The following is a 23,407-nucleotide window of genomic DNA, read 5'->3' on the forward strand; positions in this document are numbered from 1 at the left end:
ATGAGAATATCAGGATTTGCATCCGGATTCGATATAGACGCAATGGTCAAGCAGCTTATGACGGCACACAGAGCGCCGTTAGAGAAGCTGCAACAAAAAACCACTAGAATCGAGTGGCAGCAAGAGGCTTATCGTAGCATCAGCACTACTTTTGTAGATTTTCGTAATAACAAGTTAAGCACATTCGGACAGTCCAGTTCCATTGATGCTAAAAAGGCAGATATTACGGGGAATGCATCAGCTGTCAGTGCAACCGTAACAGGTGCTTCAACAAATAGCTCGTTAAGTGTTGAGGTTACTAAACTAGCAAAAGCAGCCAGCGTCCAATTCAATACAGGCATTGCTGGTGATAATGCTTCAAAAACACTTGGCGAATTAGATGGCTGGTCAACGTCAAGCGGAACAGTGACTGTTAATGGAGTGCCTATTCAATTTAATAAAAGTACAGATACCATTCAGTCGCTGGTTAAAAAAATTAATGATAATAAAGAAGCCAAGGTTACAGCTCTATACGATAGTACGTCCGGAAAGGTATCTATCACTGCCAATGCGACGGGTGAAGGTGATGTAGTCTTAGGCGGAGATTTTTCAGCAGCAGCAAATTTAATTACAGGTGTAGATCCTAAGGCTGGTGAGAATGCAACAGCCATTGTCAATGGTCTTCAAATGAGCAGCCAGACGAATCAAATTACAGTAAACGGTACGACCATTCAGCTGAAGCAATTATCTGGGACTGGTGGAGCATCGACTATTACAGTTGGTACGAATACCGATAAAATTTTGGACACCATTAAGAACTTTGTTAGTGAATACAATAAGGTTCTTGAACAAGTTAATACGAAGCTTGGGGAAGAAAGATACCGCAAGTTCGATCCATTGACCGAAGAGCAGAAAGAAGCAATGTCGGACAAACAAGTCGAGCTCTGGGAAGAAAAGGCACGAAGCGGGTTGCTGCGCAATGATAGTATCTTATCGCAAACTGTTTCAAATCTTCGTATGGCTGCAACCTCTGGTTTTGGTGACCCTGCAGATAAGTTTAATATTCAGACTATCGGCATCACGACGGGGAAGTGGTTCGAAGGCGGTAAGCTGGTTATTGAAAACGAACAAGCATTGAGAGATGCAATCGAAGCTGATCCCGAAAAAATCATGAGCTTATTTACAGCTAAATCTGCCGAAGAACCTGCAGCAGGATATTCCAAAGTAAATAATCCGAATACAGGTGTCTTTACGAGAATGTCCGATATTTTAATGGATTCGTTAAAACAGCTATCTGATCGGGCAGGCACATCTCAGACTAGTACTTCTTCAACCGGTAGCTTTTTGGAAAATTCGTTGTTGGGCACGCAGAAGAGGGATCTCAACTCCAGAATGGCGGATTTGAACAGAAGACTTACGATGTTGGAGACCCAGTATTACAAGCAGTTTACGGCCATGGAGACGGCTATTAATCGATACAATTCTCAAGCAGGTAGCTTGGGAAGCTTTATGAATGGATAAGGAGTTGGGAATTGATGATTAACCCCTACCAGAAATACCAGGAGTCGTCCGTGCAAACGGCGACTCCCGTCCAACTCGTCGTCATGCTTTACGACGGTGCGATTCGATTTGCAAAACAATCCGTCGATGAAGTGGATCAAAAAAAATATGAGGCTGCTAATCGCAGTCTTTGCAAAGCGCAGTCAATCATTCATGAACTGATTGCGAGCTTAAATCAGGAGATAGAAATGTCTCAAAATCTGTTGAAGCTATATGATTATTTATTGCACTTGCTTATTGAAGGAAACATGAAAAAAGATACGAAGCCTGTCCTAGAAGTTATTAACCATTTGACAGAGTTGAGAGAGAGTTGGAGACAGATTGCCAAGCAGGGTTCGGCTTCTAATCCAACCGTTGCCAATCGATAATGAGTACAGTACAAAAATTACATGACCAAACGTTATGTCTTGTCAATCAAATTCAACTAGCTACAATAGAGCAGCTTACTGAATTATTAGAGCTTCGTGATGAAGTAATTGCTGTGTTGAGTCAGTCTGCCAACGTTACCCAAGAGGATAAACATTATATTAAGCAGATTGCTTCTTACGATGAAGTTATTATAAATCGTATGAATCAGTTGAAGGACGAGGCGGCACAAGGGATGAAGCGAATGGATGACAATCGAAAACAAAGATCCAGCTATGATGCTCAGTACGGAGGCAGTAGCTATTTCATAGATATTCGAAATTAACGAGTAAAAGAGCTGTGCTGATGAGTTACGATCAGCACGGCTCTTTTGTCGTTCACTGCAATTCTTGAAGAAAGGGTAATTTACCATAGTGAGAAAATTGCTCAAAGAACTGCTTACGATATCGATGTTTTTTTATGTCATCAGGACAGTTTAACAAAAGTAGCAAGTAAGACTGCTTGGTACCAGGCTCTATACGGATAGCTTCTTCCAGGAAAGAAATTCCATCATCATATAAATGATCATTTATATGCATATATGCCAAGTTGAGTAAGCTCCCCGCATGTAGTTCCTGTTCTTCTAGCAGGGTTTGATAGTAACCAACGGAAAGATCAATAAGTTGTTTTGAATAAAAGAAATTCGCCAGTAAATTTAAAAGTAAAGGAGACTTGAGTGTGGATACATATTGGTCAAATTGTTCATATTGCTGTAATAAAAACAGATCAGTAAGAAGGTGGAAAAAATCGAAAGCGTGATTCTTTGTTTCATCTACAGTTAAATTTTGCTGTACTACATGTTGTAGAACGCTAGCTAAGCGGGGGTCGTCCGATTCTAATTGATCCTGATAATTCATTATTTCAGAAGAATTCCAAGCAATGGCTCCAACTGCAATCAGACGCAAAGTAGAAGCTGAAACAGGCTGCTCAACTAAATTAAGAAGTTTCATAAATACTTCGGGTTGATGAGTTAAAATAGAGAATTTTAGCCTTGATTCTAACCGTAGCGCCTCTGGATCAGTCAATTGATTATAATAATGAACAGCCAGCTCTTTAACACCCAGCGATGTGCAGATATTGACTAGTAAAATCAAGTCGCGTTGTGTTGGCTCTGGATACAATTTGCTAAGAAAGCTTATTATTTGTTCTGTGGTTTCATGTTGTGATAATCGTTCAATTAATTTGATCAAGGTCGCTTGTTCAAGCGGATTCCCTTTTAATATCATAGTGTAGTAATAAATCATATCCTGATTATTATGTTCAAGTGAAGCTAGGTGAGCTAGTCTGGATAAAGGAATCGTAGATCCGAAAGATGGGTTAACCAGAAAGAAACGTTCTTGCTTCGCTGAAAGTTCCTCTGCTAATTGAAAGGCTGTAAGGAAGCTTTGCTTAGCCTTATTGATAAAACTAAATTGCTCGAACATAACCCCCTGAAAGCAGTAGTACTCGGGATGATTTTTATATTTGCCAAAGAAACGCTCATTCAGATCCCAAGCATCCTGTATGCGATCCAATTTAAGGTATATGTTCCACATTTCATAGGCACAGGTGAACCGCCATGGGTTGCTCTCGGTGGCTTTTTGAAAAGCTCTTTCATAGTAATATAACGCTCGTTTCTGGTCATTCTTGGCGGCACACTCGTTACCAATCGTAAAGTGATCATAGGCTGTAAAACCATTCTTTTTTTTGAGTTCGGTAAAAATTAATTCATTTCTCTTGAGTTTATCTTTCTTTTCAATAACATCTCTTGTATATCCGGTATGGAATACTGTGATTGGTGATGGGATGGAAGTTAACAACTCACCATTCCCGCCAATAGGTTGTTCGTGGATAGGACGATGATATTGGATTCCCATATGGTTAGGGAATAATCTTGGGATTGGAGCTTCTGTTATATTAGCCTGTCGTATCGACTCGCCAACATAACTAATTACAGATATTGTGTAGATTATAGAAGCCCTTGCATCTTCTTCTTCTAAAAACAATCTGAATTGTCTAATATCCTCTGTACTAATATACTCATCCGCATCTAATACCAGTATCCATTTCCCACTAGCATATTTTATACTCTCGTTCCGAGCGGTAGAGAAATTATTGACCCATTTAAAATCATAAATATGTTCAGTGTACTTTTTAGCTATGTCTTTGGTAGCATCAGTCGAACCGGTATCAACAATAATGATTTCATCGGCAAAATCTTTAATACTTTTAAGACAACGGTCTAACGTGTCTTCTTCATCTTTCACAATCATGCAAACAGAAAGTAGATTATTCATAAAGGAGTTCTCCTGTCATAACTAAGATATACTACAACACTATATATCGACAATTTTAATGAATTGCATTAATGAATAAGAACGGCCTTTAACCATGTAATATCTCCGACCTTTACTTCAATTTTATCATGAAAACGCCGATAATAAATTATTAGATCATATATGAAACATGGTTATAACAAACATAACGTCGATTACGTTTTTTTTGAAATTATCAAAACCAATGGAAAGATTAAAGTGAAATAAAATTTGTGAAAGCAAGGTTTCAATCTGTGGAAAAATCTAATAATAAATCCTCTATCGAGGTAGATATTGAATGGAGTAAAGATCATGGACCTACAGAATATTTTTTTAGAAATGAAAAGCTATGTAGAAGATGGGGATTTTGTAAGCGCATATGAACTCATAGATGTCTTGGATGAAGGTAATTTTACAAGTTTTGAATATATAAATGTAAAGGCAATATTGTTCCGAGCAATGGGAAATATTCAAGATGCAGAAAACATTTTGATTGGAGGTCTATATGCATACCCAGATTGTGCAGATATTTATTATAACTTAGGATATATTTTTTATGAGAGAGAGTTGCACGTCGAAAGTGCCATTTGTTTTGCAACATACTGTCGATTAGAGGATAATTCCTTGAATGAAGTACTAGAGACTGTTACTGATATTGAAAAAATGATGAAAGAGTCATCAAAACTTTATGTAGCATTTAATAGTTTCAGGAATGCCTCGAATCAAGACTTTATTTTTATTACGGGGAGTGCATTTGGTGAAGATACATTCTTTTTGATAGCAAATCAAATGATGAGTCGTTATGGGAATCGGATTTATTATTTGGCAGAGTCTATTGAAGTGAAGGTCGATGCCTTACCAGAACTGGATGAGGTAATTACTGTTATTTTTGAAAATATGGAGAATAGTAACGGAATACAAATTATACGTCCAGTAATTCTTCAAACAAACTCAGATATAATTGACACGACGCCATATATTCTGAAAGAAATTAAGGATAAACATAGCACTCATCAACATTGTAATGTTATTTGTCGCTCAGAAGTACTTGATAAGATTGTTAACGTGGATACGATTGGTGGTCTCGGAAACCAGTTTGAGATTGTTTTTGCGCCTGCTGACCATCATGCAGAAGGGATTGTTTCATTCTGTTTATATGGAGATTTTCATCTAACTTTGAATAGGCTTTATAATATAGATACCTCCTTCCCCTGGGAGGAACACTCATTATTAATTAGTATCGTTATACCTACACGGAATTGCTCAAAAACCTTGGAACATACACTCAGAACTTGTCTATATGATTCAGGCAAAGATTTTGAGATCGTTATTAGTGATAATAGTTCGGAAGGAAATAATGATACTCTACATCTTGTTCAGCAGTTTAATGACCTGCGAATAAAGTATTACCGTCCCGAACGTGAGCTTACACTCAAAGAAAATTTTGAATTTGCATTTTGCCTAGCTAAAGGGGAATTTATTTTTTCAATTGGATCTGATGATGCTGTGTTGCATCGTGGTTTGGAGACATTGCGTGAGGTTTTGAAACAATACCCGGACCAGGATGTAATAGTTTGGGACAGGTTAATGTACATGTGGCCAGGTGTAGGCAAAGGCCAGGATGATTTACTTGCTATTCCATCCTCATATCGATCCGGAAATGTGCAAGCACATGTTATAAACTGTAATGATTACTTAGCAGCTATACTGAATTTGCAGCTATCCGTGTACTTTCTCCCAATGTTCTATATAAATTCAGGTTTTCGTCGTAGATATATTGGTACAATTATAGAAAAAACAGGGAAATTTATCGATGGTGGGTCACAGGATATATATACAGGATTAATTAACTATGCATTAAACGAACAGCTGCTACACATCAAGTATCCAATAACAGTAGCAGGCATGTCCAATCAAAGTATTGGAATGCAAGCTACTAAAATGCTTGAATCTAGTACTGCTGAAGAGGAATATAAGAAAAAGAACCGTCAAATTTCCAATCAAAGAGCGTATGCTACAAAAGTATTCCCTGTACAAGGGAACTCAGATAAATGGCTTCTATTTAGTGAGTATGCAAAGATATGTCAAAAAAATATTAGTCCCAATTTCAAGTTGCACAAAATTGATTGGAAATTAGCTTACTCTTCATGTGTCGAACTACTTTCAGAAACAGATCCCAGTTTTAAAGATCGGGTTCGTGAATTCGAGGAATCAGCAGCCGCTTTAGGAAATGAAGATTTTTTGGAGTGGTTTAAAGAATCATACTCGCAAAACTCGGATTTTAAAGGAACAACTTATATTGATATTAAAGAAAAAATATATCTATGGGGAGTTCACAATGATGGCTCATTAATATTAGACGCATCTTTCTTCAATATCAGCAATGTGTATGATGCCTGTAGTTTTATGTATAAATTATATCGCATATGAGGGGGACCCTATGAGTAAAGTAATATGTTCTTTCTCATAAGTAAACTTAGAACGGTTGAATTAGGAATTGACTAAAATGGCCGCTATCAGGGATGGAAATAGGATCAAAGGCCAAAATATTAATGGTGAAAAATAAAGAGCGTCTAAATTAAAGGAGACTCGTATGTATAAAGTAGGCCAGATTATCCACTTTGAGAACCAAGCTGCTGCCATTATTGAAGTACAACAATACAGTCTGCTTATCGCAAATGTTAGCGAACAAGAGTTGGATCTTACAACAATAAGGGAAATCGAGAGGAAATCAATCCAAAATCAAGGTGCGGTAACAACCTATACTATTTCTTTGTATGAACTAGAAAAAGCGAAACGGCAACGTATCTTTTCACAGGTTAAAGAGTTCTATACCTTATTTCATCAACAGAAACCATTTGAAGCAGGACAAACAAAAATCCCGTATTCCGGTAAGATATATGATGAAAAAGAAATGGTTGCTCTAACTGATGCATCCCTTGACTTTTGGTTGACTACAGGACGTTTCTCTATGAAATTTGAAAAAGAATTTGCCCGGTATTTGGGTGTGAAATATGCTCTTTTAACTAACTCCGGATCTTCGGCCAATCTTCTTGCAGTGTCTGCATTGACTTCTCCTAAACTAGGCAATCGTAGATTATTGGCTGGAGATGAAGTGATCACGGTTGCAGCTGGATTCCCGACAACAGTTGCTCCTATTATTCAAAATAGCTTGGTTCCAGTATTTGTAGATGTAGAGTTGGGCACCTATAATATTGATGTCTCTCAACTTGAAGAGGCTATTTCAGATCGCACAAAGGCAATTATAATTGCCCATACAATGGGGAATCCGTTTAATCTTGAAGCTGTGATGCAGTTCGCCGAAAAACATCAGCTTTGGGTGATTGAGGATAACTGTGATGCTTTAGGTGCTAGGTATGGAGGTAGACTTACTGGAACGATTGGTCATATTGGTACTTCCAGCTTTTATCCACCGCACCACATTACCATGGGGGAGGGCGGTGCGGTCTATACTAACGATCCCAAACTGAAAATGATTATTGAATCCTTTAGAGATTGGGGAAGAGACTGTTGGTGTCCTTCCGGTTGCGACGACACATGTCATAAACGATTTGGCTGGCAGCTTGGGGATTTGCCAAAAGGTTATGATCATAAGTATACGTATTCTCACCTTGGCTACAACTTGAAGGTTACGGACATGCAGGCAGCGATTGGGCTAGAGCAGCTTAAAAAACTACCCGAGTTTGTGGAGAGAAGAAATCGTCATTTTTCTCTCTTGCATACCAAACTAAAAGAACTGGAAAATAATTTAATATTGCCTCTGGCTACCTCCAATAGTGAACCGAGTTGGTTTGGTTTTATTTTGACGATTCGTGATGGCAATAAATTGTCCAGACAAAAAATGACGCAGTTTTTGGAAGAACATCATATCCAAACACGGATGTTGTTTGCTGGTAATATCACTAAGCAACCAGCTTTTCAGGGTTTGCATTACCGTGTTGTAGGCGATCTGAAGAATACGGATAAAATCATGCATGACACGTTTTTGGTCGGTGTCTATCCAGGATTGGACGACGAGAAAATTGAGTATATGGCTACAAAAATAATAGAAGCTGTTAAATATTCGAGCCAGTAAGCAAGGTGGAATTATGAAGGTCGTTATTTTTGCAGGAGGCTTTGTACGAATTAACTCTTTCGACTGCAAATCGTTTTTTGGCGATGTCTTTCCACAGTTTTGAACCACGAGCCGGAGCGGTATACTTTCTAAGATCTGTCGTGATCTTTATCTTGTAGACCTTCTGGCAGAGCGAATCCTGCGCTGGTGGACAGCTTTTACATTCTCTTGTGGTCGAACGTACTTAATGGTTTCATATTTCGGGTCATAGCTGTCATAGCGTTAAAAATATCCCTGACACAGGTAGGGGCGAAGTGTTCGTCAAACCCAATAAGTTCTGGTTCTCGACGACGATTATATGCTATAGCGGCATTCGCCTTCACTTCTCGAACTTGCTTGTATATGGGTTCATAATCATAACCAGCATCCATACCTTGCATACTTCATGTTGAAATATGGATGCTGTAATGCAAGCCCTTTTAGGAGCGGAGTTGCGGCTATTCTCATTAATGCCCTTAACCACTTCAAACAGAGCATAAGGGGTCGACAAATCGTCATGGTCTAAAAAGAGATAAAATCTCCCTTTGCTATGGATATGGCATGATTGGTATTTCAAGCTATGCCATAGTTTTTATCAAGTTTAAAGTATTTTATGGATTAGCTATCGAACGACTTAACAATATTTTCTAATCAAAAATGCCTTCAATCTGTTCAGGAGATCAGGTTTCTGCAAGTTTAGCGGTGATATATTGCTGCCGTGCAGCATTCCACTTCTCATGCCGTTTACAATGCTTCCGTCTTATTATATAGCTCTCTTGCGCCTTCTCGGCATCATAAAAATCTTGATCGGCTTGACGTTGTAACTCACGGGATACACTCGAATGATGACGATTAACCTTACGTGCTATTGCCCGTGCGGTCCACCCCAATCGATGCTGACTTCGTTCTCTTATGGTAAAATGCTTATAGCTCATGGCAGATTCTCCTGTGTAGGGGTTGTGTGGTAACTCCATTCTACACACGATTCAGTCATGGGTCATTTTTATGTGTCGCACTTCATATTACATTTTGTCGGTAAAAAAAGGAGCCATTGATTTTCATAAGCAATTTGTAAAAAACATACCTTACTCCATTTTTTGAAATGCAGTTTTGAATTTGGAGATTATACAATGGATACAAGAAACCCCTTATAGAAACTTTTGATCTGATTTTAACTGAAAAATATCTATGTGCCATACATTTTTTTTTTTTTTGCGTTTTGAAATTATAACATTTCACTATCCTTAATGACAACACTATCTGATTCTATTGCCGTATTGTGTACTAAGCATCAACACCAGCATTATCCTGAGTCTCTTAAATTGGAGGCTATACGATTACATGTTGATGAGGGGTGGAGCTACAGCAAGATTACAGATCACCTAGGAGTGCATGATAAGGATCGAGTTAAAGTCTGGATAAGGAAATACCGGGAAAAGGGAGCAGCAGCATTCGAGGATAGACGTGGAGATCCACACAGGGTTGAAACGGAACAAGAACGTGAACTGCGTCGTCTATACCTGGAGGTAGATGTCCTAAAAAAGTGGTTACAAATCTTGAATCGAGAGGGTTGAAGAGCAAGCATACCGTCATTGACGAACTGAAGCCCAAGAGACAAGAGAACAGTAAAGGAACTTTGTGGCTATCTGGGAATCAGTCGAAGCGGTTACTTCGTCTATCTAAAGCGCAAGGATAACGATACTGATGAGGAGTTATAACGTAAGATTCGTGACAAAAGCATAGGGTATCGCAGTATACAGGATGAGCTGTACCGTCAGTACAGGCTTGTAGTGAATCATAAGAAAGTTCTGCGGTTAATGGCAGCAACTTGGTATTAAAGCGATTATACGCCGTAAGTACGCCCATAGAACAAGCTATGTAGCCACTGTATCCGATGGTAGAATCGCTGAGAATAAGCTGCAAAGGGATTTAGCGATCAGGGATGCCAGTACACGTCCCATGCATACTACGACATGCTGCCACAGGTTGGAGCCCAAATCAGCATGTCACGCCGAGGCAATTGTTATGACAACGCCTCAATCGAGAGCTTCTTCTCTCATCTTAAAGTCGAAGCACTCTATCCTTATGATATACGAAGTATCGATGAGGCACAAAGAAGAATTGAGGAATATATACGTTTTTACAAAGAAGATAGGGCACAGCGAAAACTAAACAAGCTGACTCCTGTTGAATACAGGAACCAGCTTGTAGCCTAGATGTTTTTAAATGTCTCCTTAATTGGGGCATGACCAGTGGGGCGGGGTTCTATTTTTTTTCTTCATCCGTATTGATTGATGTGTTCCCAAGAATTACCATGAAATATTCGAATGTGATGCATTACCGATAGCCAAACAAAAATAAATTTGAAGTCTTGCTTTGTATGAATATACAATTTATTTAAAGGTTTATTCAAATAGATTAATTTATCGCAAAAAGGCCTATTTTTATACAAGATACTGCAATTGGAAAATGAGCATATTACCACAGCATTAATTTATCGATTTCTTCCTTATCAAGGAATGGCGCCATATCTTGCAAGGCAGGCGTAGAAAAAGTTCCGTCTGCATTCATTCTTGACATAACCTTTGGAGTAACTGGGTCATCTAGCTTTTGCATTATTTCCAATATTGCAAAGCCGTTTTGGTTACAAAGCCACTCTAAACTCTCGTCAAGCTCTCCATTGCAATTGCAGCGATGATAAGGGCTGTCAAATACAGAAGCCAATTTTTCGAAATCAGGGAAACTAATCCCACTATCAGGTGTACAGCCTACATAGACCCCATTGAAAAAGTTCTTAGAAGTCTGTCTAATAGCCGCATATCCGTCATTTGAAAAAATAACTAGCTTTACAGGAAGCTTATAATGAACAATGGTTTGCAGCTCCTGTAGGTTCATCATAATACTACCTTCTCCGGTTACGCAGAAAACATCTTTTTTTGAGGCTATGGCTGCACCAATTGCCGCAGGCAGATCAAGTCCCATAGAGCCGCAGTTGGGGCTAGTTACAATACGTTGATTTTCTTTTCTTGTACCTATTTGAAGCTTACTGCTGCAACCTGTATTATTACCAAGCGCCGAAATACTATCACTAGGCTCATACTCCTCAAATTTTTTCCAGAAGTTATATGAACAAACTCTTTCATCATCTGTTATATTTTTCATAGCTTCAAAAGGTGTGAATTTGTTTTTTAGCATGTTGCAATAATCGAGCCATTTTTCATCTATGTTGAAAGGTTTAGATTTGTTTTCTATTTTTTCAAAAAATATTGACAAATCAGAATGAATAAACTTATATATATTTAAGCCAGGCTTCTGCATTTCAAATTCATCAACGTCAATAGCAACCACACGAGATTTAGGCGCAAACTGATTTTGTGCAAAGCCAGTTGTTTTAAACCCTAAGGAAGAACCAAAGGACACAATTAAATCGGCATTTTGCAAAATGAAATTACCAGTTCTAGGGCCTATAAAACCAGACAAGCCAAAGTAATTTGGGTGCTCTCTGTACATTACATCTGCAGCAAGAGCAGCACCAATAACCGGTACTCCGGAAATTTCGGCAAATTTCACAAATTGCTCCACGGTATTGCTCATTCTTAAACCGGTACCCGCAAGAAAACAAGGTCTTTCAGCATTTTTAATTAACTCAAATAGTTCCTTCACTTCTATATCGGATATTCCGGGTAATACTATCTTTTCTTCAGCAGCAATGCTATAAAGTTCGTCTTCTTCGATAATTGAGCTTTGAACATTTAGAGGTATATCTAGCCAGACCGGTCCTCTACGACCACTAAAAGAAATATCAATGGCTTTTTGCAGTTCGTGCTTTATTGATAAAGGGTCGATAATCATTTTTGCATACTTCGTCATATTTTGCACAGAACCTATAATATCAAATTCCTGTATTCCCCTGTATCTTAAAGGTAAATCACATGCTTTTGCAGTAGTTTCGTATCTTACTTGACCAGATATTACAATCATAGGCAATCCATCTTGCCATGCGCCCATTACACCTGTTATGGCATTTGTTGCTCCTGGACCAGATGTAACAATAACTGCTGCTGGTTTTCCAGATATATAAGCATATGAACTTGCAGCCATGGAGCAAGCCTGCTCATGATGATTAAAGTATTTATTTATATTATCATTAAGTGCTAAAGCATTATTTAAATGCATTGCGCCGCCACCTACAACTGCAAAGCAATCTGTTATACCATTTTCAACTAGTATATCCATTATTATATCAGCGACTCTTCTCATCTCTATGACTCCTTTGCCATTCTATTTGCATTTGTATTCCTTTTTCTAAAGAAATTAGATCTAGTTCCTTTCTGTACTCCGTCTTTAACCTATCATTTGATGCAGTATATTCCTTGTTAAATCCATCGCTCAAGAACGTAATTTCATTTTGACTGTTAGTTTGTTTGCGCACTTCCTCCGCTATTTGAAAGAGGGTATAGCGTGTACCAGAGCAACAGTTGTAATCATGATAATTAAGGGGCGAATCAATAAAAAACTCGGCAATTTTTGCAACATCGAATACGTGCATATAATCGAAATAGCAGTCTTGTCTAATGGTTATAGGCTCTTTATTATCACAACAGTTTATGCAATGAGTTATAAACTTGGAATAATGGTCTGTAGGTCCATAGCAAGCAAAAATACGCATGTTAATTATGTTTTGGGACTTTAATGCCATCTCATTCATAATATATTTACCAAAACCGTATACATCTTTTGGAATACTTCTCCCAAACTCAGTTTCCTGAATAGACGAAATATCCAGAGTTTTATCAAATTCAGCACCTGAGCCCGAATATATCATTTTTCCATAAAGGTCTTGGTGCCGTGATAGATTTAAAAATCCGGTTAGGCTGTCTTTTAGCATATTGGACTCTATATCATTTTCTGGATTTTTCACTGGGTTAGGGTTTGCAAGATGAAGAATGGCATCAAACTTGCCACTTTTTAAATATTCATAAACTGAATTTGAGTCTAATAAATTTAGCTCCTGCCTGGAAGGGGCCGAAACATCATATTTTTCATTTAATATAGGATAAATATTTCTGCCAATAAAACCAGTTTTCCCAGTGATAAGTATTTTTCGCATGAAGAACCTCAATTTTTTATTTTTGAAATAGGCTATTTGATTTCAACTGAAAAATATCTCTGTGCCATACATTGGTCTTTTTTGCGTTTTGAAATGATAACATTTCCTGTGCTATCCTTAATGACAACACTATCTGACTCTATTGCCGTATTATGTACTAAAGCATCAACACCAATTGAAACTCTATCCCCAATAGGTTTGTTGCCGATTATTTTGGCGCCAGCGCCCAAAAATAATCCCTTACCCAAACGAGGCGCTGGGTTTCCGTTTTCATCTTCATCTGTATTGATTGTTACATTCTGAAAAATGACCAAAAAATCTGAATATACAGCGTTTCCGATAATAGAACCCACAGGATGTCCAAACAAAAAAATATCTGGAAGTCCGGATTTGTACGAGTAAAATAATCCATTTAAAGCTTTATTCAAAAAGATTAATTTATCGCACAAAGGCCTATTTTCAGATATTTTCCATAAACTATTGGACAAAAAAAACAAAAACTGACTATACTGATCAGAATGAAGATGTGAAAAGTAAGCTTGACCATCTTGGGTAAAGCCTCTTAAAGTAATATGTTTAAAACAATACTCTGTACGTTCAAGTGCAAGGCCCATTGCCGAGTCTACATCATGACCTTCAAACTTATATTTGTCAGGAAAAAAAAGATTAAGTTGAGAAGATATATAACTTTTAAGTTCAGTTGTTGTAAGAGACGTAATCATGCAGTCATTATCCTTTCTTCATCTTATGTTCCTTAAACACCCACAGTATATCTCGCGTTCCAAAATTCTGATATTTGCTCTTCCATACATGTTATAACATCACCGTTTGCAACAAATACTTTTGACCATTCTACTGTTTTTTCAACCGCTTTTTCTATATCCCAGCGTGGTTCCCAATTTAGAGCGCTTTTTATCTTTGAACAATCAAGTTTCAAGTAATTTGACTCATGCGGGCCTTCTTGTTGACCAGTATGCCACGTTATTCCATCTCCCCAGCTTTTACAGAAAAGGTTTGCAAGTTCGCCTGTGGTAATACAGTCGCTATCGTTTGGTCCCACATTATAGGAACCCTGAAAATCAAAATTTTCATACTGTTTTTTAATAATTTCAAGATAGACGCTTAAAGGCTCTAAAACGTGCTCATATGGGCGGACTGAAAAAGGATTTCTAACAAAAATGTCCTTTTTGTCTTGTGCCGATCTTACACAGTCAGGAATGATTCGATCAGCCGAAAAGTCCCCTCCACCTATAACATTGCCGGCTCTAGCTGTAGAAACGGGCAACTTTCTCTCGAGAAAGAAAGAACGCTTATAGCTATTAGTAGCCAATTCTGAGCAAGATTTGCTGTTGGCATAAGGCTCAAATCCATCTAGAATGTCGTGTTCACGATAACCCCATTCCCACTCGTTGTTATAATATACTTTATCGGTGGTTACGTTTAAAACTGACTTGACACTGTTTGTAAGGCGAATACACTCCAAAACATTTACTGTACCCATAACATTAGTTTCATAGGTATAAACAGGGTCTTTGTAGCTCTCTCTAACAAGGGGCTGAGCTGCCATATGAATAACAATTTCCGGCTGCTCTTTTTCGAAAACCTCCATAAGTTTCTTTAAATCTCTTATATCCTCAATATATGACTTAACAATGGTATCGATTTTGCATAAATGATATAAACTCGGGTTAGTAATTGGTTGAAGACCATAGCCTATAACGTTGGCTCCGGCACCTGATAACACTTTGCAAAGCCACGAACCCTTAAAGCCTGTATGGCCAGTTATTAAAACAGTTTTATCTTTAAAAAATGATAAATTCATTAATGTCACCATACTTTCCATGGTGCTGTGCCTTCTTGCCATAGTTCATCCAGTGTGTTTTTATCCCTCAATGTATCCATACATTGCCAGAAGCCTTTGTGTTTGTAGGCCGCAAGGTTATTGCTTTCTGCTATCTGTTCAAGTGGTTGTCTTTCGAAAATGGTATCATCGCCCTCAATATAGTCAAAAACTTCAGGTTGCAAGACCATAAAGCCGCCATTGACCCAACCGCCGTCTTCTAGAGCCTTCTCTTTAAAGCTTGTAATGGAATGATCTTTGTCAATATTTAAAACCCCAAATCGGCCTCCTGGCTGTATGGCAGATATGGTTGCAATCTTTCCATGAGATCTATGGAAATGTAGTAGGGCAGGGATATCTATATCACTGACCCCATCACCATATGTCAGCATAAAAGGCTCATTTCCTACATACTCTTTTACTCTTTTTATTCTTCCGCCAGTCATCGTGTTAAGTCCGGTGTCAATAAGTGTTACCTTCCATGGTTCTGCAAAATTGTTATGAACAGTCATTTTGTTGTCGCTAGAAAAATCAAAGGTAATATCCGAATTGTGAAGATAATAGTCTGCAAAAAATTCCTTGATTGCATAAGCTTTATAACCGCAGCATATGACAAATTCATGGAATCCGAAGTGAGAGTAATACTTCATAATATGCCATAATATTGGCAAATCACCAATTTCAATCAATGGTTTAGGTTTAAGATGTGATTCTTCGCTGATTCTGGTGCCAAATCCACCGGCAAGTATAACAGTTTTCATGACAGTCCCCTCTAATCTGTTAAATGTTATAAATATCTGGCTTATACTTTTTAAGGTTGTTTGGAAGTGACATCCATTTGATTACTTCTTCTAATCCTTGTTTGATGCTATATTCTGAGGTAAAACCTGTAAGCTCTTTAATCTTCGAGTTGTCGCATACCAATCTCATTACTTCACTGCCAGCAGGTCTAATTCTCGATTTATCTTCTATATAACAAGCATCTATATTCATAATTTCTTTTACAGTTTCAAAAACTTGTCCTACGCTATATTCTGTATTTGAACCTATATTTATAGTCTGTCCTACACACTTATCGTTCTCGGAGAGGAGGATCAGCCCCTTGCAAGTATCCAAAACAAAATTCAAATCTCTTGTCGGCGTTGGATCCCCAAGCTTGATTTCCTTCATGCCACTCAATAATTGAGATATAATTGTAGGAATAAAGGCTCTTGCAGATTGTCTTGGTCCGTATGTATTAAATGGTCTTGCTATCGTAACTGGCAGTTCAAAAGAATTGTAATAGCTCATAGCTAAAGCATCTGCCCCGATTTTACTAGCACTATATGGAGATTGTGGTTGAAGTGGGTGAGATTCGTCGATAGGAACATATTTTGCTGTGCCGTAGACCTCACTGGTTGATATTTGTATTACCTTGGTCACGTTGTTTCTCAACGCTGCTTGACATACGTTCAAACACCCATTAACATTAGTATCGATATAGCTGGCTGGTGCTACATATGAATAAGGTATAGCGATTAGAGCCGCCAAATTGAAAACGGTATCAATTCCTTTTGTTATGTTGTCGCAGAGAAAGGGATCTCTTACATCACCGCTGACAATCTCAATGTCGTTTTTGCAATCGACATCCTCAAGCCATCCCCAATCATTAGCGGAATTATAAATTGCCAGAGCCCTCACGTTATATCCTCTTTTAACCAACGTTTCCACCAAATGCGACCCGATAAACCCATCTGCACCTGTCACTAGCACATTTTTGGCATTCATATGTTATTCACCCTTCAAATTTTGCTTCATTTATTAAAAAATTATAATAGTTTGATGCCGTAAAAGTCAACGATGGCAACTCAGACTAAGTCAGATAATGGAATAATTTGTCAATTCATGGCAGTAACAATTTTCGCCAGTAACAGATATGATATTAGTATTATCTCACATTATAAACAAAGATAATACTGTACCTAAATTTTGTTTAAGTGTATGATTTAGCTACAAATATTTTAGGAGCATATATTATGAAGAAAATATGTGTACTAACCGGAACTCGTGCTGAGTATGGGTTGCTTTATCATACAATAAAATCAATCGAAAAAAGTCATAAATTGCAACTTCAGCTTATTGTAACGGGCAGCCATCTAAGCGCAAGACACGGACATACAATTGATATAATAAAAGAAGATAATATCAAAATAGATTATGAAATAGATATGCTTATAGATTCGAATAGTAAAAGCTCAATATCAGTATGGGGCTTCTTATGATACAATTATCTACATGTTTCGACAGTCTTAAACCGGATATGATTCTAGTATTAGCAGACAGATATGAAGCATTGGCATTTGCCAGTTGCGCTATGTCCATGAATATTCCTATTGCTCATTTACATCCTGGATTCCCGAAAACACATAACGATGATTTTCTAAGGGGTGTTATCACTGAATCCCTTGATGCTACTGGGCCTTTGTCCAATCCTCGTTATGTAATGCCGGGAATCCAGGATTCATGAAGCGGTAGCCTATCTCGCTAAGCTCGGAGGCTTTTTGGGCCGTAAGAGTGACGGTGAACCAGGTGTTAAGGTGATTTGAAAAGGACTGAAAGAACTAAGAGTCGTTGTTGAGCACTATAAGTTCCTGCTTTAACATTCATATATTGGATATGTTGTGGGTCAAGAATAGATAAGTGAGGGGTAATCATTGAAACGTAAAGTTTGTATTGTGACAGGAACGAGATCAGAGTATGGCTTGCTGTATTGGCTAATGAAGCGTGTTGAAAATGATCCTATGCTAGAACTTCAACTTGTCGTAACCGGAATGCATTTATCTCCAGAATTCGGATTGACATATAAACAGATTGAAAAAGATGGATTTTCAATTGATGAAAAGGTCGAAATGTTAGTATCAAGTGATACACCAAGTGCTATTGCAAAATCAATTGGCTTAGGCACAATATCATTTGCTGATACATTTTCTAGATTAAATCCTGATGTAATAGTTGTTCTTGGAGATAGATTTGAGATTTTTTCTGCTGCTCAAACGGCTATGGTTATGAGAATTCCTATTGCCCATATTCATGGCGGAGAGCTAACCGAAGGGTTAATTGATGATCCAATTCGCCATTCGATTACGAAGATGGCACATATTCATTTTACAGCTAATGAAGAGTACAAGAATCGTGTTATACAGATGGGCGAGCAACCTGGCACTGTTTATAATGTAGGGACACTAGGGGTCGAAGGAATTAATAATACAAAATATTTAAGTAAAAAAGAACTGTCAGAGAGTGTTCAACTGACTTTAGACAAATTTTTTCTTGTCACACTACATCCAACTACTTTGCAAGACAACACATCGGAAGCACAGATAAAAATATTGTTGCAAGCATTGGATGAGTTCCCGCAATATCAAATAATATTTACAAAAACAAATGCTGACACAGATGGACGCATTATTAATAGCATTATTGAAGAATATGTAAAGAAAAATAAAGATAGTTCAGTGGTATACGATTCATTAGGACAGCTTAGATACTTGAGTGCAATTAAACATTGTGAACTTGTAGTTGGTAATTCTTCTAGTGGATTAATTGAAGTTCCGTTTTTCAGAAAACCTACTATAAATTTAGGCGTGCGTCAGAAGGGGCGATTAAAAGCAGACTCTGTAATAGATTGTTCATTTGATGTTAATCAAATTAAAAGTGCGATTGAAACAGCGATTTCTTTGGAATTCAAGGATAAAATAAAGAATATGCCCATGATTTATGGTGAGGGGGATACATCTGAACAATTAGTACAAATTCTAAAAGCGATACCCCTCGGAAACATTGTAATGAAACAATTTTATAATATAACGAGGCAAATATGAAAATACTATTTATTGGATGTGTCGCGTCAAGTGAAAGTTTTTTGAAAGCAATCTATCATGAAACAAATGCGACTATCGTAGGAGTTGTAACTAAGGAAAAATCAAATTTTAATTCAGATCATGTATCTTTAGGTGATTTCTGTGAAATGAATAAAATTGACTGGATAGACTATGAAAATCATAATCAGTTGCTTGAATGGGTTAGAAAAAAAAATCCAGATATTATTTATTGCTTTGGATGGTCAAATTTACTACCAAAGGAAATTTATTCTATACCGCCATTAGGAGCGATTGGTTATCATCCTGCATTATTACCCAAAAACCGAGGGAGACACCCTATAATTTGGGCGCTTGTTTTAGGGTTAAAAGAGACAGGGTCTACATTTTTTCAGCTGACAGATGAACCGGATGCAGGGGATATATGGAGTCAACTGAAAATCACAATTGAAGATTTTGAAGATGCTAGTTCATTATATGAAAAATTATTATTTGTTGGGAAGCAACAGGTAATAGAGCTGACAAGTAATATTATGAATCATAAAATTATTCCTGTAAAACAAGACGAGATGCATGCATCGTATTGGAGAAAGAGGAGTAAACAAGATGGCAAAATAGATTGGCGAATGGGTGCCTCAACAATAGTACAGTTGATAAGGGCCTTGACAAAGCCTTACGTTGGAGCTCATTTTGAATATAATGGTGTCGACATAATTATATGGCGTGCTGAAGTAGTATGCATGAAAAATATCGAAAGTATTGAGCCTGGAAAGGTCGTAAGTGTAGATGGAAACACTTTTGTTGTTAAGACAGCAGATAACCTGCTTCATATTTTAGAGTTTGAAGGTACCACTATGCCTAAGGTAGGGGAATATTTATGAATAAAAGTGTCGTAGTTGTAACACCGCATCCAGATGATGAAACTTTAGGATGTGGTGGTACTTTATTGAAGCACATTAATCAGGGAGATAAAGTTTTCTGGCTAATAGTTACAAGCATGGGGAATACGTTTACTCAAGAAGAAAAAAAGAGAAGATCTACAGAAATAGATAATGTTTCTCGGGAATATCAATTTTCTAATACATTTGAATTGAATTTTGAAGCGGCTAATTTAGATCAAGTCCCAGAAAGTGTTTTAATTGGGGAAATAAGCAAAGCGTTTTACGAAATACGTCCTAATATTGTATATGTTCCATATCCAAGTGATATTCATTCTGATCATAAAACTGTATTTAATGCATCAATTACTTGCACTAAATGGTTTAGAAATCCATACGTGGAAAAGGTTATGGTTTATGAAACTTTATCAGAGACGGATTTTACAATCAATCCAGACGCGAATACATTTAGACCAAATGTATATGTAAACATCGAGCCTTTTCTTGAAAAGAAAATTGACATTATGAGAGTATACGCATTAGAAATGGGTGTGTTTCCTTTTCCGAGAAGTGAAAAAGCTATTCGGTCATTAGCCCATGTTCGCGGAGCAGCAAGCGGTTTTGAAGCGGCTGAGGCCTTTATGTTATTAAAGGAGATAGTATCTTGAGGACATTTATTATTGCAGAAGCAGGGGCAAATGCCGTGTCACAAAACAGGCCCAGCAAGCAGACTATCAAGTTGGAAATTTGGGAGAAGTTACTTCTCAGCTAGCTATGTTGAAAAAGCTTGAGCTTAGTTATGAACAATTTATTGAGTTGCAGCTTTTTTGTATTTCGAACAAATTGATTTTTTATCCACACCTTTTGATTTTGAAAGTGCTGATTTTTATAGATCAGTTGTTACTACAAAAAAATAAAATCTCTTCAGGAGAGATAACCAATCTCCCATTTCTTCATTACATTGCCACTAAAGGGAGGCATATGATTGTTTCAACTGGAATAGCAACTGTAAAAGAAGTTCACTCCGCACTTGCATTTATCTCTTATGGCTTAGCAAATCCTGGACCGGGTGTATGATTTCTATGAGACAGCGGAAGCAAAAGCAGTGCTTCAATCATATGTCACACTTTTGCATTGTACGACACAATACCCAGCACCGGTTAACTCGATAAATTTGAACTCAATAAATGAAATGCAAAAAATATTTCAATTGCCCAAAAGATTCTCTGACTATTCGGAAGGCATTTATCTGCCAATGGTTGCTGTAGGTATGGGGGCAAAAGTTGTTGAAAGCACTTTACCCTAGATAGAACGCTAGAAGGACCTGATCATGACAGCTTTGCGAATCTTTGAGCCATCACCAGAGTCTTTCGATCAGATTGAGTTTCGGGCTATAGGGTGGTAAGTATAACAAGGTGAGAACCGACTGATGTTCGGTCAAAAATGGTTGAATAAGTGCGGCATGAAAAATTTTCGCATTATTCTGAATGAAAACGATTTTTTGCTTCCCTTTGGGAAACCAGGTACGCGAAAGCCCCTGATAGTTGCGAATCATGGACTCGTCAATGAACAGGATTCGGTCGATTTCACCATTTAAGAGTTTTTTATACTGTACAAAGGCTTCTTGTTTCGCTGGGTCTACCTTGGCGAGTATGTAGGTAGGCACTGTAAAGCTAAGCTTCAAGCGATAGAACAGTTCCCTTGTTCCGCGATCGGACACAACACGCCAAATCATTTTTCAATCCATTTTCGGATGAGCGGCGAAGTCCAGTTCATCCTAGCAGGAAAACCTACATCCGCTGGTGTCTGATTCACAATCAGTTGATAGACTTGTTGCTCTTGTTCGGCGCTCAGAAAACGCAGGCGTCCCGGAGCTTTTCGAATTCTCAGTCCTTGGATGCCATCTTGACATTAGGCATTGATGTAGTTGTAAACGTAGAAAGCGAACATCCAATTATGTTCTGAATTTCGGGATTGGTCTGATCTTTTAAAAGGAGTTTTGGCAACCGGGTGTTAAAGTGATTTGAAAAGGACTTCGGGAACTAAAAGTTGTTGTAGAATTCTATAAGTTCCTTCTTTAACATTCATATCTTGGATACGTTGTGGGTCAAGAATAGATTAATGATGAAATGCGGTATAAACGTCTTGATTTCAGCTCTTTCAATTCATAGCAGCATATATTTTTTGGGAAGGAAAATTCAACAATGGCATTCATTCCTCTATCAGTTCCCAACATGGCAGAAAAGGAACAAGAATACGTTTTAGACGCTGTATCAACCGGCTGGGTATCTTCAGTGGGCCCTTATGTTGAGCGTTTTGAGAAAGGAATTGCATCTTATATAAATACGCCTAATGCTGTTGCTTGCCAAAGCGGCACTGCTGGCCTTCATTTATCATTAATTGCTTTAGGAGCTGAAGCGGGCGATTTGATAATGGTTCCGACTTTGACTTTTATTGCCGCTGTTAATCCTGTTCGATACATAAGTGCTGATCCTGTCTTTTTGGACTGTGACGATTCACTTTGCATTGATCCCAAGAAATTGCGTTCTTTTTGCGAAGAATGCTGCTATATAAAGGATGGTGCTTTATTTCATAAAGATACAGACCGTAGAATTCCGGTCTTAGTTGTCGTGCATGTCTTTGGAAATATGGCTGATATGCCTGAAATTTTAAAAATTGCAGAAGAGTTCCATTTTAAAGTGCTTGAAGACGCAACAGAAGCATTGGGCACTAAATATTTGGAGGGGCCGCTTAACGGGTGCATGGCGGGCACCATGGGTCATCTTGGCGTATATTCCTTTAATGGAAACAAAATTATTACGACCGGCGGCGGTGGAATGGTTGTTAGTCAGAATGCCGAACTGCTTCAAAAAATCAAATATCTTTCTACCCAGGCTAAAAATGATGAGTTATATTTTATACATCATGAAATTGGATATAACTACCGCATGACCAACGTTCAGGCAGCTATTGGTGTTGCACAATTAGAACGATTGGAAACATTTATTGCAACAAAAAAAGAGAACTATAAATTATACAAAGAGTTGTTAGAAGATATACCTAACATTTCCATTATGCCTGTGGTTGAGGGGGTCCGTTCAAACTATTGGATGTATAGCGTTTGTTTTGAGAACAGTAAGGTGAGAGATGATGCAATAAAAGAACTGGATAAAGACAAAATACAGACTAGACCTGTATGGGGATTAATTCATGAGCAAAATCCTTATATTAATAATATTACACATAATTTAGAAAAAGCCAATTTTTACGGCAGTCGTATACTCAATATCCCTTGTAGTTCGGGACTAACAATAGATGATGTAAAAACAGTCTCAGCCTCTATGCATAAGCTGCAGTTATAAGGAGTCCT

General features: G+C 37.8%; 25 protein-coding genes and 1 pseudogene. 16 read left to right on the plus strand and 10 right to left on the minus strand.

Going from position 1 to position 23,407, the window contains the following annotated elements; genetic code table 11:
• From fliD to fliT, 3 genes are read left to right on the plus strand one after another with little or no spacing between them, the layout of a single operon-like run.
• Positions 1-1,500, plus strand: a complete 1,500-nt coding sequence (gene fliD, locus D3P07_RS20820) for a flagellar filament capping protein FliD (protein WP_119802184.1) — start codon at positions 1-3, stop codon at positions 1,498-1,500.
• A 14-nt stretch (positions 1,501-1,514) separates the two neighbouring features.
• Positions 1,515-1,907: a flagellar export chaperone FliS gene (gene fliS / locus D3P07_RS20825; RefSeq protein ID WP_119802185.1), complete on the plus strand. Its 393-nt coding sequence runs from the start codon at positions 1,515-1,517 to the stop codon at positions 1,905-1,907.
• A complete protein-coding gene (gene fliT / locus D3P07_RS20830) occupies positions 1,907-2,230 on the plus strand; it encodes a flagellar protein FliT (RefSeq protein ID WP_119802186.1) in 324 nt (107 codons plus the stop codon). The genes fliS and fliT overlap by 1 nt, the downstream gene beginning before the upstream one ends.
• A 52-nt stretch (positions 2,231-2,282) precedes the next feature.
• On the opposite strand, the gene D3P07_RS20835 is transcribed toward fliT, so the two are convergent.
• Positions 2,283-4,220 (minus strand): tetratricopeptide repeat-containing glycosyltransferase family 2 protein, encoded by a 1,938-nt coding sequence (locus D3P07_RS20835; protein WP_119802187.1) that lies wholly within the window; start codon positions 4,218-4,220, stop codon positions 2,283-2,285.
• Positions 4,221-4,550: 330 nt separating this feature from the next.
• Between D3P07_RS20835 and D3P07_RS20840 the strand changes: the two genes are divergently transcribed.
• Positions 4,551-6,668: a glycosyltransferase family 2 protein gene (locus D3P07_RS20840; RefSeq protein ID WP_119802188.1), complete on the plus strand. Its 2,118-nt coding sequence runs from the start codon at positions 4,551-4,553 to the stop codon at positions 6,666-6,668.
• Between the two features lie 163 nt (positions 6,669-6,831).
• Complete coding sequence (rfbH, locus tag D3P07_RS20845; protein WP_119802189.1) at positions 6,832-8,334, plus strand: lipopolysaccharide biosynthesis protein RfbH; 1,503 nt, start codon at positions 6,832-6,834, stop codon at positions 8,332-8,334.
• A gap of 43 nt (positions 8,335-8,377) precedes the next feature.
• Here the strand turns inward: rfbH and D3P07_RS27660 are convergent.
• Both D3P07_RS27660 and D3P07_RS20850 read right to left on the minus strand, forming a co-directional pair.
• A pseudogene (locus D3P07_RS27660) lies at positions 8,378-8,811 on the minus strand (IS5/IS1182 family transposase); the annotation flags it as partial.
• 221 nt (positions 8,812-9,032) lie between these two features.
• Positions 9,033-9,287 carry a helix-turn-helix domain-containing protein gene (locus D3P07_RS20850; RefSeq protein WP_182914436.1) on the minus strand — a complete coding sequence of 85 codons (255 nt, stop codon included), beginning with the start codon at positions 9,285-9,287 and terminating at the stop codon, positions 9,033-9,035.
• Positions 9,288-9,599: 312 nt separating this feature from the next.
• Between D3P07_RS20850 and D3P07_RS20855 the strand changes: the two genes are divergently transcribed.
• From D3P07_RS20855 to D3P07_RS20865, 3 genes are all read left to right on the plus strand, one after another.
• Positions 9,600-9,926 (plus strand): helix-turn-helix domain-containing protein, encoded by a 327-nt coding sequence (locus D3P07_RS20855; RefSeq protein WP_119802191.1) that lies wholly within the window; start codon positions 9,600-9,602, stop codon positions 9,924-9,926.
• Between the two features lie 165 nt (positions 9,927-10,091).
• Entirely contained in the window at positions 10,092-10,190 is a 99-nt protein-coding gene (locus D3P07_RS27945) for an IS3 family transposase (RefSeq protein ID WP_397334613.1), read from the plus strand.
• A 135-nt stretch (positions 10,191-10,325) separates the two neighbouring features.
• On the plus strand, positions 10,326-10,568 hold the full coding sequence (locus tag D3P07_RS20865) for an IS3 family transposase (protein WP_259391622.1): 243 nt from the start codon (positions 10,326-10,328) through the stop codon (positions 10,566-10,568).
• Positions 10,569-10,830: 262 nt separating this feature from the next.
• Here D3P07_RS20865 and D3P07_RS20870 read toward each other — a convergent pair whose 3' ends face one another.
• The 6 genes from D3P07_RS20870 to D3P07_RS20895 are packed head-to-tail and all read right to left on the minus strand — an operon-like array spanning position 10,831 to position 17,069.
• Positions 10,831-12,612, minus strand: a complete 1,782-nt coding sequence (locus tag D3P07_RS20870) for a thiamine pyrophosphate-binding protein (protein ID WP_119802192.1) — start codon at positions 12,610-12,612, stop codon at positions 10,831-10,833.
• Positions 12,596-13,462: an NAD-dependent epimerase/dehydratase family protein gene (locus D3P07_RS20875; protein ID WP_119802193.1), complete on the minus strand. Its 867-nt coding sequence runs from the start codon at positions 13,460-13,462 to the stop codon at positions 12,596-12,598. Before D3P07_RS20875 ends, D3P07_RS20870 begins: the two co-directional genes overlap by 17 nt.
• Before the next feature lie 32 nt (positions 13,463-13,494).
• On the minus strand, positions 13,495-14,184 hold the full coding sequence (locus D3P07_RS20880; protein ID WP_119802194.1) for an LbetaH domain-containing protein: 690 nt from the start codon (positions 14,182-14,184) through the stop codon (positions 13,495-13,497).
• A 32-nt stretch (positions 14,185-14,216) separates the two neighbouring features.
• Entirely contained in the window at positions 14,217-15,305 is a 1,089-nt protein-coding gene (gene rfbG / locus D3P07_RS20885; protein ID WP_182914437.1) for a CDP-glucose 4,6-dehydratase, read from the minus strand.
• Entirely contained in the window at positions 15,290-16,063 is a 774-nt protein-coding gene (gene rfbF, locus D3P07_RS20890; RefSeq protein WP_119802195.1) for a glucose-1-phosphate cytidylyltransferase, read from the minus strand. The genes rfbG and rfbF overlap by 16 nt, the downstream gene beginning before the upstream one ends.
• A gap of 19 nt (positions 16,064-16,082) precedes the next feature.
• A complete protein-coding gene (locus D3P07_RS20895; RefSeq protein WP_119802196.1) occupies positions 16,083-17,069 on the minus strand; it encodes an NAD-dependent 4,6-dehydratase LegB in 987 nt (328 codons plus the stop codon).
• A 248-nt stretch (positions 17,070-17,317) separates the two neighbouring features.
• Here D3P07_RS20895 and D3P07_RS27320 point away from each other — a divergent pair, with 248 nt between their 5' ends.
• From D3P07_RS27320 to D3P07_RS27670, 7 genes are all read left to right on the plus strand, one after another.
• Positions 17,318-17,563 (plus strand): hypothetical protein, encoded by a 246-nt coding sequence (locus tag D3P07_RS27320; RefSeq protein ID WP_220482038.1) that lies wholly within the window; start codon positions 17,318-17,320, stop codon positions 17,561-17,563.
• Positions 17,560-17,808: a UDP-N-acetylglucosamine 2-epimerase gene (locus D3P07_RS27950; RefSeq protein ID WP_220482039.1), complete on the plus strand. Its 249-nt coding sequence runs from the start codon at positions 17,560-17,562 to the stop codon at positions 17,806-17,808. The genes D3P07_RS27320 and D3P07_RS27950 overlap by 4 nt, the downstream gene beginning before the upstream one ends.
• A 187-nt stretch (positions 17,809-17,995) precedes the next feature.
• On the plus strand, positions 17,996-19,162 hold the full coding sequence (gene neuC / locus D3P07_RS20905) for a UDP-N-acetylglucosamine 2-epimerase (protein WP_119802197.1): 1,167 nt from the start codon (positions 17,996-17,998) through the stop codon (positions 19,160-19,162).
• Positions 19,159-20,040 carry a methionyl-tRNA formyltransferase gene (locus D3P07_RS20910; RefSeq protein WP_119802198.1) on the plus strand — a complete coding sequence of 294 codons (882 nt, stop codon included), beginning with the start codon at positions 19,159-19,161 and terminating at the stop codon, positions 20,038-20,040. Before neuC ends, D3P07_RS20910 begins: the two co-directional genes overlap by 4 nt.
• Complete coding sequence (locus tag D3P07_RS20915) at positions 20,037-20,705, plus strand: PIG-L deacetylase family protein (protein ID WP_119802199.1); 669 nt, start codon at positions 20,037-20,039, stop codon at positions 20,703-20,705. The genes D3P07_RS20910 and D3P07_RS20915 overlap by 4 nt, the downstream gene beginning before the upstream one ends.
• A 4-nt stretch (positions 20,706-20,709) precedes the next feature.
• Entirely contained in the window at positions 20,710-21,114 is a 405-nt protein-coding gene (locus D3P07_RS27665) for an N-acetylneuraminate synthase family protein (RefSeq protein ID WP_259391629.1), read from the plus strand.
• 28 nt (positions 21,115-21,142) lie between these two features.
• Positions 21,143-21,343: an N-acetylneuraminate synthase family protein gene (locus D3P07_RS27670; protein WP_259391623.1), complete on the plus strand. Its 201-nt coding sequence runs from the start codon at positions 21,143-21,145 to the stop codon at positions 21,341-21,343.
• A gap of 51 nt (positions 21,344-21,394) precedes the next feature.
• On the opposite strand, the gene D3P07_RS20925 is transcribed toward D3P07_RS27670, so the two are convergent.
• The gene (locus D3P07_RS20925) at positions 21,395-21,757 is read right to left on the minus strand and encodes a transposase (protein WP_182914438.1); all 363 of its coding nucleotides are present in this window, start codon (positions 21,755-21,757) and stop codon (positions 21,395-21,397) included.
• Between the two features lie 484 nt (positions 21,758-22,241).
• Between D3P07_RS20925 and D3P07_RS20930 the strand changes: the two genes are divergently transcribed.
• The gene (locus tag D3P07_RS20930; protein WP_119802201.1) at positions 22,242-23,399 is read left to right on the plus strand and encodes a LegC family aminotransferase; all 1,158 of its coding nucleotides are present in this window, start codon (positions 22,242-22,244) and stop codon (positions 23,397-23,399) included.
• The last annotated feature ends 8 nt before the right edge of the window (positions 23,400-23,407 follow it).

The organism is Paenibacillus sp. 1011MAR3C5 (genome assembly GCF_003591485.1).
Classification (GTDB): Bacteria; Bacillota; Bacilli; order Paenibacillales; family Paenibacillaceae; genus Pristimantibacillus.

Bases quoted from the DNA above. Each gene is read 5' to 3' on its own strand.
- D3P07_RS20870 (WP_119802192.1), bottom strand. From the start codon at position 12,612: ATGAGAAGAGTCGCTGATATAATAATGGATATACTAGTTGAAAATGGT.
- D3P07_RS20880 (WP_119802194.1), bottom strand. From the start codon at position 14,184: ATGATTACGTCTCTTACAACAACTGAACTTAAAAGTTATATATCTTCT.
- fliD (WP_119802184.1), top strand. From the start codon at position 1: ATGAGAATATCAGGATTTGCATCCGGATTCGATATAGACGCAATGGTC.
- D3P07_RS20910 (WP_119802198.1), top strand. From the start codon at position 19,159: ATGAAAATACTATTTATTGGATGTGTCGCGTCAAGTGAAAGTTTTTTG.
- D3P07_RS27950 (WP_220482039.1), top strand. From the start codon at position 17,560: ATGATACAATTATCTACATGTTTCGACAGTCTTAAACCGGATATGATT.
- rfbH (WP_119802189.1), top strand. From the start codon at position 6,832: ATGTATAAAGTAGGCCAGATTATCCACTTTGAGAACCAAGCTGCTGCC.
- fliS (WP_119802185.1), top strand. From the start codon at position 1,515: ATGATTAACCCCTACCAGAAATACCAGGAGTCGTCCGTGCAAACGGCG.
- rfbG (WP_182914437.1), bottom strand. From the start codon at position 15,305: ATGGAAAGTATGGTGACATTAATGAATTTATCATTTTTTAAAGATAAA.
- D3P07_RS20930 (WP_119802201.1), top strand. From the start codon at position 22,242: ATGGCATTCATTCCTCTATCAGTTCCCAACATGGCAGAAAAGGAACAA.
- D3P07_RS20915 (WP_119802199.1), top strand. From the start codon at position 20,037: ATGAATAAAAGTGTCGTAGTTGTAACACCGCATCCAGATGATGAAACT.
- D3P07_RS20875 (WP_119802193.1), bottom strand. From the start codon at position 13,462: ATGCGAAAAATACTTATCACTGGGAAAACTGGTTTTATTGGCAGAAAT.
- D3P07_RS27320 (WP_220482038.1), top strand. From the start codon at position 17,318: ATGAAGAAAATATGTGTACTAACCGGAACTCGTGCTGAGTATGGGTTG.
- rfbF (WP_119802195.1), bottom strand. From the start codon at position 16,063: ATGAAAACTGTTATACTTGCCGGTGGATTTGGCACCAGAATCAGCGAA.
- fliT (WP_119802186.1), top strand. From the start codon at position 1,907: ATGAGTACAGTACAAAAATTACATGACCAAACGTTATGTCTTGTCAAT.
- D3P07_RS20895 (WP_119802196.1), bottom strand. From the start codon at position 17,069: ATGAATGCCAAAAATGTGCTAGTGACAGGTGCAGATGGGTTTATCGGG.
- D3P07_RS20865 (WP_259391622.1), top strand. From the start codon at position 10,326: ATGCTGCCACAGGTTGGAGCCCAAATCAGCATGTCACGCCGAGGCAAT.
- D3P07_RS20840 (WP_119802188.1), top strand. From the start codon at position 4,551: ATGGACCTACAGAATATTTTTTTAGAAATGAAAAGCTATGTAGAAGAT.
- D3P07_RS20850 (WP_182914436.1), bottom strand. From the start codon at position 9,287: ATGAGCTATAAGCATTTTACCATAAGAGAACGAAGTCAGCATCGATTG.
- D3P07_RS20835 (WP_119802187.1), bottom strand. From the start codon at position 4,220: ATGAATAATCTACTTTCTGTTTGCATGATTGTGAAAGATGAAGAAGAC.
- D3P07_RS20855 (WP_119802191.1), top strand. From the start codon at position 9,600: ATGACAACACTATCTGATTCTATTGCCGTATTGTGTACTAAGCATCAA.